A 14327-nucleotide genomic window follows, 5' to 3' on the forward strand; every position below is an offset into this window, starting at 1 on the left:
GAACTTCGAGGAAACGACAAGATGGCCGATCTTTGCCGAACTGCGTCGCTGACCCTCGGCAAGGGCGTGGCCTGATGGAGGCGTTCGTCTACAATGCTCATCCGGCGCGCGTGATCTTCGGGTCCGGCACGTTGCGGCAGCTTCCAACCGAGGTCGAGCGTCTGGGGCTGCGGCGCGTCCTGGTGTTGTCCACGCCGCAACAGGAGAAGGATGGCCGTGCCACGGCAGAAGCGATCGGCGGCCGGGCCGCCGCCGTATTTGCCGGCGCGACGATGCACACGCCGGTCGAGGTCACCGAGAAAGCCATGGCTTTGGTGCTTGCCGAGCGGATCGACGGCATCGTCGCGGTCGGCGGCGGCTCGACGACGGGTCTCGCCAAGGCTGTCGCCTTGCGGACGGACCTGCCACAGATCGTCGCCCCGACCACCTACGCGGGCTCGGAGATGACGCCCATCCTGGGCGAGACACGCGACGGCGTGAAAACCACCCAGAAGAGCCCCAAAATCCTGCCCGAGGTCGTGATCTACGATGTCGACCTTACGCTGTCGCTGCCGGTTGCGCTCTCCTCGGTCAGCGGCATGAACGCGATCGCCCACGCGGTCGAGGCGCTCTATGCGCAGGACCGGAACCCGATCATCTCGTTGATGGCGGTCGAGGGTATCCGGGCCCTGGCGCAGGCGCTGCCGAAGATCGCCGAAGCTCCCGCCGATCGAAAGGCGCGCTCGGATGCGCTCTACGGCGCGTGGCTCTGCGGCACCTGCCTCGGGGCAGTCGGCATGGCTCTGCACCATAAGCTTTGCCATACGCTCGGCGGCTCGTTCGACCTGCCCCACGCCGAAACCCACACAGCCGTCCTGCCTCACGCCACGGCCTATAATGCGCCGGCCGCCCCCGAGGCCATGAGGGCCATCGCGGGCGCCCTTGGGACCGGCGATGCCGCCAGGGGCCTCTACGATCTCGCTCATCGCCTCGGCGCGACACTCGCTCTCAAGACGCTCGGCATGACGGAACACGGCATCGAGACCGCCGCCGACCTCGCCATGGCAAACCCCTATTGGAACCCCCGGCCGCTCGAACGGAATGCGATCCGCGACCTGCTGGCGCGCGCCTATGCGGGCGAGCCCCCGCGGGCCTGACCACGGAACCGATCCGGGAGAAGCAACCATGCCCGATGCCTTCATCGTCGATTACCTGCGGACGCCGATCGGCCGCTTCGGAGGCGCCCTGGCGACAGTCAGGCCGGACGACCTTGCCGCCACGGCTATCGCGGCCCTGGTGGCGCGCCACCCCGACCTCGACCTCGCGGCGATTGATGAGGTGATCCTCGGCTGCGCCAATCAGGCCGGCGAGGACAACCGCAATGTCGCGCGTATGGCGGCCCTGCTGGCGGGACTGCCGGTCTCGGTGCCCGGTTCGACGGTCAACCGCCTGTGCGGCTCGGGCATGGACGCCATCGCCATCGCGGCTCGGCAGATCCGGGCCGGCGAGGCCGATCTCATCGTAGCGGGCGGCGTCGAGAGCATGTCACGTGCCCCCTTCGTGATGCCGAAGGCTGAGACCGCCTTCTCGCGGCAAGCGGAAATCCACGACACCACCATCGGCTGGCGCTTCGTCAACCCGCGCATGCGGGAGCTCTACGGCGTCGATTCGATGCCCGAGACCGGCGAGAACGTCGCCGCCGAATTCGGCGTGAGCCGGGAGGATCAGGACGCATTCGCGTTGCGAAGCCAGGAACGCGCCGTGGCCGCGCAGGCGAGCGGCCGGCTCGGGCGGGAGATCACGCCGGTGTCGATCGCGCAACGCAAGGGCGAGCCGGTGGTGGTGGACAATGACGAGCATCCGCGCGCCGGCACCACTCTCGCCACACTCGCCAAATTGCCGACCCCGTTCCGGAAGGGCGGCACCGTGACGGCCGGGAACGCTTCGGGCGTGAATGACGGCGCAGCCGCGCTGCTGATCGCCTCAGGCGCCGCCGTCGAGCGGCATGGCCTGCGTCCACTCGCACGCGTCCTGGGGGCCGCCACGGCCGGAGTGCCGCCGCGCATCATGGGAATGGGCCCGGCGCCGGCGACACGCAAGCTGCTAGGGCGGCTTGGACTCGCCATCGGCGACTTCGATGTGGTCGAACTCAACGAGGCCTTCGCCAGCCAGGCTCTCGCGGTTCTCCGCGAGCTCGGGCTTGCCGGCGATGCCGCAAACGTCAATCCGAATGGCGGCGCCATCGCACTCGGTCATCCGCTCGGCGCCTCCGGCGCGCGCATCACGGGATCGGCCGCGATCGATTTGCAGCTGAGAGGTGGACGCCGGGCTCTGGCCACCATGTGCATCGGGGTCGGCCAGGGCATCGCGATCGCTTTGGAGGCGGCGTGACTATCATGAGGGAGAGCAGGCGATGAACCAGGCGACCAAGCCGGTCCGGCAGGCACAGAAGTACCCCTATTTCGAGGAAGAGACCTCCGCCGACGTCGTCAATGCCCGCATGGGGCCGGACATCAGCCCGCGCTTGCGTGAGATCATGACGGCCGTCGTCAAGCACCTGCACAATGCCGTGAAGGAGATCGAGCCAAGTCACGACGAATGGCTGGCCGCGATCAAGTTCCTGACCGATACCGGCCATATGTGCACCGAATGGCGGCAGGAATTCATCCTGCTGTCCGATGTCCTGGGCGTGTCGATGCTGGTCGACAGCATCAATCACCGGCGGCCCAGCGGCGCGACCGAGAACACCATTCTCGGTCCCTTCTACGTGCCCGATGCACCGCGCTACGAGCATGGCGCGAATGTCTGCCTCGACGGCAAGGGCGAGCCGATGCTGGTCCAGGGCCGGGTCCTCGACACCAGCGGCAAACCGATCGACGGGGCTCTGCTCGACGTCTGGCAGACCAACGAGGACGGCTTCTACGACGTGCAGCAGAAGGGCGTGCAGCCCGACTTCAACTTGCGCGGCGTTTTCACCAGCGGCCCGGGTGGCTCCTACTGGTTCCGTTCGGTCAAGCCGCGCTTCTATCCGATCCCCGACGATGGTCCGGTCGGCAAGATGCTGGAGGCGATCGGTCGGCATCCCAACCGCGCGGCGCACATTCATTTCATCGTGACGGCCCCGGGTTACGACCCCGTCATCACCCACATCTTCGAGCCGAGCTGCCGTTACCTATCGGAAGACGCGGTGTTCGGCGTCAAGGAGACGCTCATCGCCGAATTCGAGCACGTCGACGACGCGGCCGCGATCGAGAAAGCCGGCTTCGACAAGCCGTTCTGGCGGGTGAACTGGGACTTCACGCTCGCCCCCAAGTCACCGGGCACAAAGAGCGATGCGCCGATCATCTGATTTGGACGGGACGAGGTGGCCTCATGCTTCGATCCAGAGTCTATCGCGATGCGGCATCCGCATCAGACAGCCTGCTCTTTGACGGCATGACGATCACGTCCGGCGGCTTCGCCCCGTCGGGCAACCCGCAGCATCTCATTCGTACGATTAAGACTGCCGGGTTGAAAAACTTGACCGTGATTTCCATCGGCTGCAGGCCACGGCTGACCGAAGCCGCTCCCGACGTCACGGCCGCAGAGGTTAGGGCAAAGATGGGTGCCGATGATGCCGAAGCCCTGCGGTCCGGGTCATGAACGAATATGAGATGCAGCGCGTCATCCGCTTCTTGAAGCGGACGCGCCAGCCCTTCCTGACGCTGGTCCCGGCTGCCGAGCCGGACGCGACCTGGAACATCATCACTCATCTCATCGAAAGCGAGATCACCGGCGCACCCGTCACGCTGTCGACGCTCGTCAGCGTGTCCGAGGTTCCTTACGCGACCGGGTTGCGCCGCATTCATCGCATGATCGACGATGGTGTGATCCTAAAGCGCTCGCGCAGTAAGACGGGGAAAACGTTCACCCTGCACCCCAGCCCGGCCCTGAAGGCACAGTTCGACGACTATGCCCGGCAGATGAAAAGCCTGTTGGCCGAGACCTTCGGCAGAGCGGCGGCGAGTGAGGATGAAAACGACTACTACTTTGGCGGCATTTCGGAACGCGTGCCGATCGGCCTCCCGGCGGGCGAAGATCACGGCCTCCGCTTTCTCCTGCATGACGACAATTACTTCGCCTCGATGCGCAACATGTGGGTCGATTTTCGCAGCAACCGGGCGTCGCGCCGCGACTTCGAGATGTGCGTGCTGCCCGATCTGCACGCCCGGCTCGTCGCCAATGCCGCCGCGCCGGTATCCGAATTCGATGTCGTGACAATCAACGTGCCTTGGCTGGCCGAATTCGCGGCGCGCGGTGCACTCTGTCCCATCGACCGCTTCTCCCGGCCGGACGACATCCAGCGCCAGGATTTCCATCCCGTCGTTTGGAGCACCGGGATGTGGCAGCAGCGCCAATATGGGGTACCGATCTACGTCACCATCGAAGTTCTGGCCGCGCGGCGGGACCTGTTCGATGGGGTCGGTCTGTCTCCACCCCGCACCTTCGACGAGGTGATCGCGGCTGGGCGGGCCCTCCATGCGCCCGCCAAGGAACGCGTCGGGATCGTGTGGAATGCGGCGCGGGGCATGCCACTCGCGCATAGTTTCATGTTTTTCCTGGGCTGCTGCGGCAGCGGTGTTTTCGAACATGCCAGGACCGCCGCGCCTGAGGCGGCGCACCTCGGCCGGGTGCAGATCGACAGCCGCGCCGGCCTGGAGGTGCTCGACTACATGCACCGCCTCATCGAAATTTCGCCTCCCGATATCCTCGATATGGAGTGGAAGCGCGGTCTCGACCTGTTCATGCACGGCGGTAGCGCAATGTCTTATGTGTGGACGATGCGGGCGGCGCGTTTCGAGTACGACATCCATTCCGCGGTGAAGCGCAAGGTGCGCTACCTGCCCCATCCGGCGGGTCCTGGGGGCACCAACCTGTCCCCCATGGGCGGCTTCCTGCTGGCCGTCCCGGCGAACCTGCCCGAACATCGCGCGCGCCGGGCGCACGAGGCGATCGCCTCGATGGCCTCACCGGACGCTATGCGGGTTCACGCCAAGAACGGCTTTCCGGTGGTTCCGCGGTTCAGCGTGGCGGCCGACCCCGAGGCCGCCGCTGGGTCGCCCCTGATCGGCGTCGTCGACAGCCTCGTCAAACGCAACCTGATCTGCACGTCGCAGCGCCCCCGTGTGCCGCAATATGCGCAGATCGAACGTGTGCTGGGCCAGGTGCTGCATCGTGCGCTCCGGCGCGAATGCAGCGACGCCGCAGCGCTGCGTGAGGCCCAAGATGCCGTAGCTGCACTTATGACTGAAAGCCGGGCGACAGCACCCGCGGGCTAACCCCGTTCAGGTCTTGGCTCGACCGCGCGTGGATCTCCGCGGCGCTTCGGCAGGGCGAATGATGTGATCGCGGACAAGCACGAAGTAATCCTTGTCGCCCAGACCATTGCGCCGGGCCGCCTCGAAACGCCGCCGCACCGTGTCCGTCATCTGAAGGGGGAGGGCCGCGCCGTCGGCCACCTCTCCGATGAGTTCCAAATCCTTTACCATCTGCGCAACCGAGAAGGACGGGTCGAAATCATCGGCCAGAATGGCCTCGCGCTTATAGTTCAAGACGGGCGACGCCACCGCGCTTTCACAGATCACATCCATGATCGTCGCCAGGGGCAAGCCGCTGCACTGGCCGACCGCAAGGGCCTCGCCGAGGAGAGCCGACGTTCCACCGACCAGTACGTTGATGGCCAGCTTGAGGTAACGGGCCTCGTCGCGCTCGCCCACCCAGAATTGCTTTGTCGAAAAGCAGGCCAGCAGCGGTTCCACGCGCTGCCACGCGGGCTTCGGTCCCGAGACGATGACGGTCAGTTGCGCCGACTGAGCGGTGGCGGTGCTCCCGGACACGGGCGCACGGAGATACTCAACGCCGCATGGCTCCAACACGTCCGCGATGTCCTGCGACAGACGAGGCGAAACGGTGCTGAGGTCGATGAGAACCTGCGGGGGCCGGAGCTGCTGAGCAAGGCCGCCCGCGCCGAAGATGATGTCATGGAGCACGGAATCGTTGGCGACGGTTGTGATGATCACGTCGCTGCTGGCGGCGAGATCCGCGATCGTTTCGGCCAGGCGTGCGCCCGCCGCGAGCGCACTCGCCCTGTTCTCGAGGAGCGGTTCGCTGATCGTGACGGCATAGCCGGCTGAGAGCACGGAACGGACCATCGGACTTCCCATCTTGCCGATTCCGATCCAGCCGATCCGCGTCTGTCCCGCCTCGGCACTCGTCTGCATGGTTCGCTCCCGGAGGTCAGGGTTGATGCGTGCACCATATCAACCACTCCGCATCGCCACTCTATAGCGACGGCGTTCGGGCCACAGGGCCGCCCGGCAGGAAAGATATTCATGTTGAACATCTTTCGCCTTAAGACATCCCGCCCCCTCCGGCTAGACTGGTCGGCAATTCGCCGATCAACAAGGCGATGGCCAATGTTGGCGAACCATCGGGAGGACAGAATGAAGGCCGTCCGTTTCCACGATAAGGGCGACATTCGGATCGACGATGTCGCCGCGCCTCAAGGGCGCCTGGGTGATGCCGAGGTGCTGATCCGCCCGATCCTGTGCGGCATCTGCGGCACCGATCTCCACGAGTATGTCGCGGGCCCGATCGTCACCTCAACCGAACCGCATCTCTACACCGGCGCCAAGCTGCCGCAGATCCTCGGCCACGAATTCTCAGCGGAGGTGCTCGACATCGGTTCGGCGGTCGCCAACGTCAAACGGGGCGACCGCGTGTCGATTCAGCCGCTGGTGTCGCCGCGTGACGATTATTACGGGCGCCGCGGCCTCTACCACCTGAGCGAAAAAATGGGCTGTATCGGCTTGTCATGGGACTGGGGCGGCATGGGCGAGCGGGCTGTCGTGAACAGCTATAACGTGTTTGCCGTCCCTGACGGGGTGACCGACATACAGGCCGCCATGATCGAGCCCGCCGCGGTGGCGCTCTACGCGGTCGACCGGGGTGGCGTCCAGGCCGGTTCGACCGTTCTGGTCTCAGGGGTCGGGCCGATCGGTGCCTTAGCGCTCCTGGCCTGCCGCGCGGCGGGCGCGAGCAAGATCATCGTCGCCGAACCCAATCCAAACCGGCGGGCACTGGCGAGCCGGCTTGTCCCCGATGCCGTGGTGGTCGACCCGCGCGAGGTCGACCTCGCGGCCTTCGTCAAGGACCACACTGAGGAAGGCGTGGGCGTCGACGTGGCGCTCGAATGCGTCGGACTCGAAGCGTCGCTCAACGGATGCGCCAAGTCGGTTCGGCGTCGTGGCACAGTGGTGCAGGTCGGCCTCCACATGCGTCCCGCCTCGATCGACGCGATGCTCTGGGCGCTGAAGGACATCACGCTCGAGGCCACGTGGTGCTATCCTACGACGATCTGGCCCCGCATCGCGGGCATGATCGCGGCGGGACTCTTCCCCGTGGAGAAGATCGTCACCTCCACCATCGAGCCCGAAGACGTCGTGAAAAGAGGCTTCGACGAGCTTCTCGATCCCTCGGGCCGCAACATGAAGATCCTGGTCCGCGTGAGCTGACGAACCAAAACATCGAGACCTTTCCATGCACTATGTGATTCACGCCCTCGACAAGCCGGATGCTCTGCCGATCCGCCTCGCCAACTACGAGGCTCACAAGGCCTATCTGGCAAAGGCCACGGTGAAGACCGTCATCTCCGGGCCACTCGTGGCCGACGATGGGGAGACGATGATCGGAAGCTGCTTCGTGGTGGAGGCCGATTCCAAGGACGAGGTCCTTGCCTTCCACAACGCCGACCCCTTCAAGGCCGCCGGCGTGTGGGAGCACGTTCACATCAACCCCTTCCTGAAGCGCGTCGACAACAGATGAGCCGCAGAGCGGCTTTCGTCTGGGCTCGAAGAGACGCCGTGATCTTCGCTTCTCCCGCTAGGGAGAAGCGAAGCTTGATTGATCAGGCCGGCGGAATGATCTTCTCGGCGCGCAGCCGGTCGAACAGGTCGGTGAAGGATCGCTCGGTGATCTGCAGGTCGTAGAATCCGAAATCACGGCTCTTGGTCATGTCCGTGAAGGTCTCCAGCTCACGCCCGAGATCGGCGTCGGTGTGCCACCAGGAGGCCAGCGTCGTCAGCTTGTAGGGCTGCAATCCGTGTTTGGTCACGATGGCGTCCCACGTCGCATCCCGCCCGGCCATCTGCTGCTCGAGTGGTGTCGGATGGCCAGGATAGGGCGCGACCTCGACACCGAGATAAGCCGCGATCGTGGCCCAAAGCCGACGCCAGCGGAACACGTCGCCGTTGACGATGTTGAAAGCCTGGTTGAACGCGGCGGGCGTCGTCGAGGCCCAGACCAGCTGCCGTGCGAGGATACGGGCATCCGTCACGTCAGTGACGGCCTCGTATTGCTGGGGTGTGCCGGGGAACAGGAAGGGGGCACCCGTCTCCTTGCAGATCGCCGCATACACGGCGAGCGTCACACCCATATTCATGGCGTTGCCGAGCGCCCAGCCGATGAGCGTGTGGGGCCGGTGCACCGACCAGGCGAAGCCGGATTTCTCCGCCGCCGCGTAGAGGATATCCTCCTGAACGTAGTAGAAGTTCTGGTAGGGCAGCCGGGGTTGATCCTCGCGGAAGGGCGTGTCCGGCTTGACCTTGCCGTAGGATTCGAACGGACCGAGGTAGTGCTTGAGGCCTGTGACCAGTGCCACGTGCTCCACCTTTGAGGTCTGGGTGACCACGTCGAGCAGATTCTGCAGCATTGCCCCATTGACCCGGCAGTTCTCGTCCTCTGTCTCCTGACGGGCCCAGGTGCAGAAGTAGACGTGGCTGATGTCGAGCCCGTCCAACGCCTTGGCGACACTGGCGGGGTCCATGAGATCGGCTGCGACCGGCGTCACGCCGGGCCGGTCCTGCGGCGGCTTTCGGGCGAGACCAAAGACGGTGAAGCCTTCGGAGATTAGCCGGTCGGCGACATTGCTTCCGGAGATCCCGGTCACGCCGACCACGAGCGCGTTCTTGGTCATGTTCATCCTCATTGGGTCGCAGCCCGACGTCCGCGCTCCGCCTCGCTCTCGCAGAGAACGAAGAAGTCGCGCTGGCCATCGCCGTCCGCGAAGGCCTGTTCATATTGCTGGCGCACCAGCGCCGCCATCATCATGGGAACGTGGTCGGTGCGCGCCGTATCCATGATCAAGTCGAAATCCTTGATCATCTGCTCGACCGTGAAGGCCGGCGCATAGTCGCCGCTGACAACCATGTCGCGCTTGTAGCCGATCAGCGGCGAGGCGACGGCGCTCTGGCCGATGACGTCGAGCATGTCGGCCAGGGAGAGGTCACCCTTCCGCCCGAAGGCCAATGCCTCTGCGAGCAGCGACGAGGTTGCGCCGACGAGGGAATTGACCACGAGCTTGAGATAGCGCGCCTGCTCGGCATCGCCGAGATAAAAGCGCTTGGCCGACATGGCCGCCAGCAGCGGCTCTACGCGGTCGTAGGCCGCGCGCGGGCCTGACGCCATGACCGACAGCGTCCCGGCTTTGGCCAAGGCCGTGCTGCCCGACACCGGCGCGCGGAGGTAATCGATGCCCCGCGCCGCGAGGACCTCTGCAACCTGCTTCGAGGCCGCGGGAGACACCGTGCTCATTTCGACCAGCACGGAGCCGCGCGCCATCGTTTCCGCCAGGCCCCCGGTGCCGAGTACAATCTGCCGGAGCACGACATCGTTCGGAATCATTGAGAAGACGATTCGCGCCTCCGTTCCGATCGCGGCGAGGTCGGGCGCGACGAGGGCTCCGGCCTCAACCACCGCCGAGCGGTTCTGCTCGTCCGGCTCGAACACCATCACCCGATGTTGCGTCTCGACGAGCCGCCGGCTCATCGGGCCGCCCATCTTGCCGGCACCGACCCAGCCGAGGGTTTCGTTTGCCATTGTTGGTTCCTTACAGGGTCGCGGGTTGATCTCGGGACTCGATGGTCAATACGTCTCAGGACATCCATGGAGCTCCGCCGTCGGTCATTTTCGTCGATCGGAGCGTTCACGCCTTTCATGGCCTTCGCCGGAATGGAATACGCCTCCGCAAAGGGAGATGATTTGGCAGGTCAGCGCCTTCAGGCCACAGGATAATCCCCATTATCAAGCGCTCACAATGCGCCGACGCTGCTCGCCTCATTCCGGCATCCCCGAAAATGCTGAGGTCCACGGGCGCCTGCCGTCCTTGCTCCGATCGGGTCCAAGGATGCGCGTGGCGCCGTTGAACGACAAGGTTTCGCGGCCAAGGGTCAGTGGGCCAACACCCGCTGCATGCGGCATGCTCAGACCAGCACCATACCGCCGTCGCACATGAAGATCTGTCCGGTGAGATAGTCGGCGTCATCGGAAGCCAAGAACGACGTCAGGCCGGAAAGGTCTTCAGGCGTCGCCGGCTTGCCGAGCAGAATGCCGCTCGAAAAAGACTGGATGAACTCCCCCTTTTGCTTGATCACGCCCTTGTCGATCATGTCCTGTTCGAGGCCATCCCAGAGCGGCGTGATGACAACGCCTGGCGCGATCCCATTGACCGTGATCTTGTGCTTGCCGAACTCGCGAGCCGCAGCCTGGGTCAAGGAAATGACGGCGGCTTTGCTGGCGCAATAGGGCGCGAATTCGGCATAGCCCTGCCTCCCGGCGATCGACGCCGTATTGATGATCTTTCCGCCCTTGCCACGGGCGATCATCGCCTTGCCGACCTCCTGCATGCCAATCAGGACGCCGAGCGCATTGACGCGCATGATGGCATTGAAATTGTCCTCGTCGACGTCGAGAAATGGGACGGGCTTGTTAAAGCCGGCATTGTTGAACAGGACGTCGATGCCACCGAACGCCGCGGTCACGTCTTTGACGACGCCACGCATGTCCGCCCTGTTTGCAACATCGGCCTTGAGCCCGATCGCGTCGTGTCCGCTCTTGCGAAGCTCTGCCGCGAAGACTTCCGCCTCATCACCCTTCAGATCAACGATGGCGACCCGCGCCCCGTCTTGAACGAGCCGCCGCACAATACCGGCACCCAATCCTTGAGCGCCGCCGGTGACAATGACACTTCGCTTCTTGAGGTCAGCCATCACTACCCCCTTCTCGCGTGGTCCCCGCAGTGCAGTCACACGCGAGATCGGCTACGGCAGGAGCGCTTTCGGGATGGTCGGGACGTTCAGGATGCCAAGTGGATCGCGGCGATCCCATGGAGCGCTTCCTTGTTCAAGCCTCTTCGAGCTTCTGACACCAACCGTATCGAAGGCAGGCTGCGGAGCAACGCGCGAGTTATTCATATCGGACATTTCCGGTGCGTAGCACGGCGGTTTTTTTGAGATGTGCCCGTTGCGGCTTGGTGGCTCGTCAAATGGATCAGCGAGAATAGCAACGGTGGGAGCCACGCCTTGCAGTAGTTTACATTTCACCTGACAGGCAGCGTCTGAAGGTAGCGGGTTTGCACCGCCTGCTGTGATCAGGCCGCGATCAACCACTCCTTGGTGATCGGGACGGCGTCAAGGAAGGCCCGCATCGGGTCTCGCCGAAGCACCATCATCCCTGGTTGCCCTCGCCTCAATGTCGCCCCGGACCCAGGCGTCGCAGTCGACCTGCACCCCGGCGATCGAGCGCCGTGATCGGGCCGACACCCGGAGCTCATCAGCCCACGGCACACCCGTTCATCCTTGACAATGCTGAGCACCTGTTTCGTGAGGCGGGCGGAGAGAACCAAGGCCGCAGCAGCTTAACTATACGTCCACGGAACCCGCAGCGCCCATGGTAAAAAGTCGCGCGAGTTCGCGCTAAATGTCAATCGTTGCCGAAGGTCACAATTTCACCACCGCGCTTTGTTGAGGGCGAACACGTGCGACCTTCAGACCGCAATCGCTTCTGACACATTCGTCGCCCGGCCGGGCGGGTCTTCGACGGGGAGTTCCGCGTCCAACAGTTTCCGCGTGTAAGCCTCACGAGGCGTCGCGAAGATGTCCTCGGCCGACCGGTATTCCACGATGCGGCCGTGCAGCATCACGGCCACGTTATGCGCCAGCGAACGCACCGAATTCAGATCGTGGGTGATGAAGAGGGCCGACATGCCGCGGCGCGATTGCAGGTCGCGGATCAGGTCGATGATCTGGGCTCGGACGCGAATATCGAGGGCGGTGGTGGGCTCATCGAAGATGACGAGATCGGGGTCGGTCGCAAGGGCACGGGCGATCCCGATCCGCTTCTGCTCTCCCGCGGAGAGTTCATGCGGAAAAGCCGAAGCGAGGGAAGAGGGCAGGTGGACGGCGTCGAGCAGAGCGGAGATCCGGCGCTCGCGTTCGCCCCGGCTCATCGGGTCGAGCAATCGGAAGGATTCGCCGATCAAATCCCTCACACGCCAGCGCGGATTGAGGGCGACATAGGGCTCCTGGAACACCATCTGGATGCGGCGGCGCCAGGGTTTGAACTTTTGGGCCGAGAGGTCGGTCACGTCCTCGCCGTCGAACAGGATCCGCCCACTCGTCGGATTGGTGAGGCGGAGGACGCATTGACCCGCGGTGGTCTTGCCGGAGCCGCTCTCGCCGACGAGCGCCAAAGTCTCACGCGGGCGGATCGAAAAGTCGACACCATCGAGCGCGCGCACTTGGTGCGTGAAGGGTCCGCCATAGATTTTGACGAGCTTTTCGGCTTGCAACAGAGGCCGCTCGCTCGCCGTGTGTCGCGCGATCGACGGAGTTGGCCTTGCCTTCGCGGCCTCGAGGAGGCTGCGGCTGTAGGCCTGCCTTGGCCCCCGCAGGAAGGCATCGACATTTTCGATCTCGATCAGCTCCCCCTCGCGCATGACCGCGATGCGGTCGCAGCAATTGCGGACGATTCCGAGATCATGGGTGACCAGCATGACGCCCAAGCCGCGTCGCCTGCAGCGCTGGACCAGCATGTCCAGAACCTGAGCCTGCACGGTCGCGTCCAGTCCCAGCGTGGCATCATCTGCCAAAAGGACCGCGGGATCAGTCACCAAGGCCATCGCGATGACGACCCGCTGGGCCATACCGCCGGAGAGTTCGTGCGGGTAGGCCTTGGCACGACGTTCGGGATCGGTAATGCCCACTTCGCGCAACAGAGCGATGGCGCGGCTCTGGGCTTCGCTCTCGCCGACCCTGGCATGAGCGCGCAACACGCGCGCGATCTGCCGTCCCACGGGGGCGACGGGATCCAGCAGGGCTTTGGCATTGGTCCCAATGAGACCGATCTTGCCCCCGCGCAAGTCACGAAGGTCTTCATTCCGGCGGTCGAAAACCGAACACCCGTCGAAGCGGACGTCGCCGCCTAAAACCCTGAGGCCTTCGGGGACGAGCCCCAGAACGGCTTTGGTCAGAAGCGACTTGCCGGCACCCGTTTCACCCACGATGCCGAGGATCTCGTTTCGGCGCAGGGTGCACGTGACAGCGTTCAGGATCGGCGCTGCATCTCCGCCGATGCCGACCGTCAAGCCGTCGAGTTCGAGGAGCGGTGTGGCATCAAGCGGTGCGTGCACGACGATCTCCCTGAAGGCGCGGGTCGGTCAGGTCGCGGAGCGCGTCGGCGAGAAGCGCGAAGCAAAGGACGGAAAGCACGATCGCGATGCCGGGAAAAAGCGCGATCCACCAGACACCCAGGATCATCTGCTGGGCGCCGTTGCTGACCATCAACCCCCATTCGGGTGACGGCATCCGAACGCCGGCCCCGATGAAGGACAGACCGGCCGTGAGCAGGATCGCCATCCCGATGGCGATCGAAATCTGCACGATGACGGGTGTCATGGCATTCGGCAGGATATGCTGGAACATGATCTGGAGGTCGTTGGCGCCCGCGCAGCGCGCCGCCGCGATGAAGGGACGCTCGCGCTGCGACAACACTTCGGCCCTCACCAGTCGGGCAAACATCGGCACGAACAGGAGCGTGAGGACGATGGCGACGCTCCAGATCTCCTGGCCGAGCACCGCGACCAGCGCCATGCCGAGCACGAAAATCGGAAAGGACTGGAGGAAGTCGAAGATCCGCAGCACGACAGTGCTCAGAAATCCGCGATAGAAGCCGATCACGACCCCGATAGGAACGCCGATCGCCAGCGACACGAAAACCGCTGTGAAACTTATCAGAAGATTGACACGGGTTGCGAAGACGACGCGCGAAAAGATGTCCATGCCGAGTTCATCGGTGCCGAACAAGTGTTCGCCGCCGGGCGGCAGAGTTGAGGAAAGCGGATCGGCATCGGTCGGCGAGAAAGACGCGATATACGGGGCGAACAGGATCGCGACGATCTGGACCAAAAGGAGGGCCAGTCCGATCAGGGCGCCCGGCCGACGGAGAAGGAAGGCGCTGAGTTTGGCGACGTTCAC

At 64.4% G+C, this 14327-nt stretch carries 13 protein-coding genes; 7 read left to right on the top strand and 6 right to left on the bottom strand.

What is annotated here, in order from left to right; translation table 11 throughout:
- Window positions 1-71 precede the first annotated feature (71 nt).
- From M8523_RS14690 to M8523_RS14710, 5 genes are read left to right on the top strand one after another with little or no spacing between them, the layout of a single operon-like run.
- A complete protein-coding gene (locus M8523_RS14690; RefSeq protein WP_282585813.1) occupies window positions 72-1136 on the top strand; it encodes a maleylacetate reductase in 1065 nt (354 codons plus the stop codon).
- A 28-nt stretch (window positions 1137-1164) separates the two neighbouring features.
- Window positions 1165-2370 carry a 3-oxoadipyl-CoA thiolase gene (gene pcaF / locus M8523_RS14695; RefSeq protein ID WP_282585635.1) on the top strand — a complete coding sequence of 402 codons (1206 nt, stop codon included), beginning with the start codon at window positions 1165-1167 and terminating at the stop codon, window positions 2368-2370.
- A gap of 22 nt (window positions 2371-2392) precedes the next feature.
- Window positions 2393-3328: an intradiol ring-cleavage dioxygenase gene (locus M8523_RS14700; RefSeq protein ID WP_282585636.1), complete on the top strand. Its 936-nt coding sequence runs from the start codon at window positions 2393-2395 to the stop codon at window positions 3326-3328.
- Window positions 3329-3351: 23 nt separating this feature from the next.
- Complete coding sequence (locus M8523_RS14705) at window positions 3352-3621, top strand: CoA-transferase (protein ID WP_282585637.1); 270 nt, start codon at window positions 3352-3354, stop codon at window positions 3619-3621.
- Window positions 3618-5297: an extracellular solute-binding protein gene (locus tag M8523_RS14710; protein WP_282585638.1), complete on the top strand. Its 1680-nt coding sequence runs from the start codon at window positions 3618-3620 to the stop codon at window positions 5295-5297. Before M8523_RS14705 ends, M8523_RS14710 begins: the two co-directional genes overlap by 4 nt.
- Window positions 5298-5303: 6 nt before the next feature.
- Here M8523_RS14710 and M8523_RS14715 read toward each other — a convergent pair whose 3' ends face one another.
- Window positions 5304-6239, bottom strand: coding sequence for an NAD(P)-dependent oxidoreductase (locus M8523_RS14715; RefSeq protein WP_282585639.1), 936 nt, complete (start codon window positions 6237-6239; stop codon window positions 5304-5306).
- Between the two features lie 222 nt (window positions 6240-6461).
- Here M8523_RS14715 and M8523_RS14720 point away from each other — a divergent pair, with 222 nt between their 5' ends.
- Together M8523_RS14720 and M8523_RS14725 are read left to right on the top strand one after the other, a co-directional pair.
- A complete protein-coding gene (locus M8523_RS14720) occupies window positions 6462-7532 on the top strand; it encodes a zinc-binding dehydrogenase (RefSeq protein ID WP_282585640.1) in 1071 nt (356 codons plus the stop codon).
- Between the two features lie 25 nt (window positions 7533-7557).
- Window positions 7558-7842, top strand: coding sequence for a YciI family protein (locus tag M8523_RS14725; RefSeq protein WP_282585641.1), 285 nt, complete (start codon window positions 7558-7560; stop codon window positions 7840-7842).
- A gap of 82 nt (window positions 7843-7924) precedes the next feature.
- Here M8523_RS14725 and M8523_RS14730 read toward each other — a convergent pair whose 3' ends face one another.
- The 5 genes from M8523_RS14730 to M8523_RS14750 form a co-directional block, all read right to left on the bottom strand.
- On the bottom strand, window positions 7925-8992 hold the full coding sequence (locus M8523_RS14730; RefSeq protein WP_282585642.1) for an SDR family oxidoreductase: 1068 nt from the start codon (window positions 8990-8992) through the stop codon (window positions 7925-7927).
- Window positions 8993-9000: 8 nt separating this feature from the next.
- On the bottom strand, window positions 9001-9894 hold the full coding sequence (locus M8523_RS14735) for an NAD(P)-dependent oxidoreductase (protein ID WP_282585643.1): 894 nt from the start codon (window positions 9892-9894) through the stop codon (window positions 9001-9003).
- Window positions 9895-10277: 383 nt separating this feature from the next.
- The gene (locus M8523_RS14740) at window positions 10278-11063 is read right to left on the bottom strand and encodes an SDR family NAD(P)-dependent oxidoreductase (protein WP_282585644.1); all 786 of its coding nucleotides are present in this window, start codon (window positions 11061-11063) and stop codon (window positions 10278-10280) included.
- Between the two features lie 776 nt (window positions 11064-11839).
- Window positions 11840-13483, bottom strand: coding sequence for an ATP-binding cassette domain-containing protein (locus M8523_RS14745; RefSeq protein ID WP_282585645.1), 1644 nt, complete (start codon window positions 13481-13483; stop codon window positions 11840-11842).
- Complete coding sequence (locus tag M8523_RS14750) at window positions 13467-14327, bottom strand: ABC transporter permease (protein ID WP_282585646.1); 861 nt, start codon at window positions 14325-14327, stop codon at window positions 13467-13469. The genes M8523_RS14745 and M8523_RS14750 overlap by 17 nt, the downstream gene beginning before the upstream one ends.

Origin of the sequence: Lichenifustis flavocetrariae, from assembly GCF_026130545.1 — a bacterium.
Taxonomy (GTDB): Bacteria; Pseudomonadota; Alphaproteobacteria; order Rhizobiales; family Beijerinckiaceae; genus Lichenihabitans; species Lichenihabitans flavocetrariae.

What these genes read in the sequence shown, in the direction of transcription:
- pcaF (WP_282585635.1), top strand. Translation starts at nt 1,165, where the DNA reads ATGCCCGATGCCTTCATCGTCGATTACCTGCGGACGCCGATCGGCCGC.
- M8523_RS14730 (WP_282585642.1), bottom strand. Translation starts at nt 8,992, where the DNA reads ATGACCAAGAACGCGCTCGTGGTCGGCGTGACCGGGATCTCCGGAAGC.
- M8523_RS14715 (WP_282585639.1), bottom strand. Translation starts at nt 6,239, where the DNA reads ATGCAGACGAGTGCCGAGGCGGGACAGACGCGGATCGGCTGGATCGGA.
- M8523_RS14700 (WP_282585636.1), top strand. Translation starts at nt 2,393, where the DNA reads ATGAACCAGGCGACCAAGCCGGTCCGGCAGGCACAGAAGTACCCCTAT.
- M8523_RS14725 (WP_282585641.1), top strand. Translation starts at nt 7,558, where the DNA reads ATGCACTATGTGATTCACGCCCTCGACAAGCCGGATGCTCTGCCGATC.
- M8523_RS14720 (WP_282585640.1), top strand. Translation starts at nt 6,462, where the DNA reads ATGAAGGCCGTCCGTTTCCACGATAAGGGCGACATTCGGATCGACGAT.
- M8523_RS14735 (WP_282585643.1), bottom strand. Translation starts at nt 9,894, where the DNA reads ATGGCAAACGAAACCCTCGGCTGGGTCGGTGCCGGCAAGATGGGCGGC.
- M8523_RS14740 (WP_282585644.1), bottom strand. Translation starts at nt 11,063, where the DNA reads ATGGCTGACCTCAAGAAGCGAAGTGTCATTGTCACCGGCGGCGCTCAA.
- M8523_RS14705 (WP_282585637.1), top strand. Translation starts at nt 3,352, where the DNA reads ATGCTTCGATCCAGAGTCTATCGCGATGCGGCATCCGCATCAGACAGC.
- M8523_RS14710 (WP_282585638.1), top strand. Translation starts at nt 3,618, where the DNA reads ATGAACGAATATGAGATGCAGCGCGTCATCCGCTTCTTGAAGCGGACG.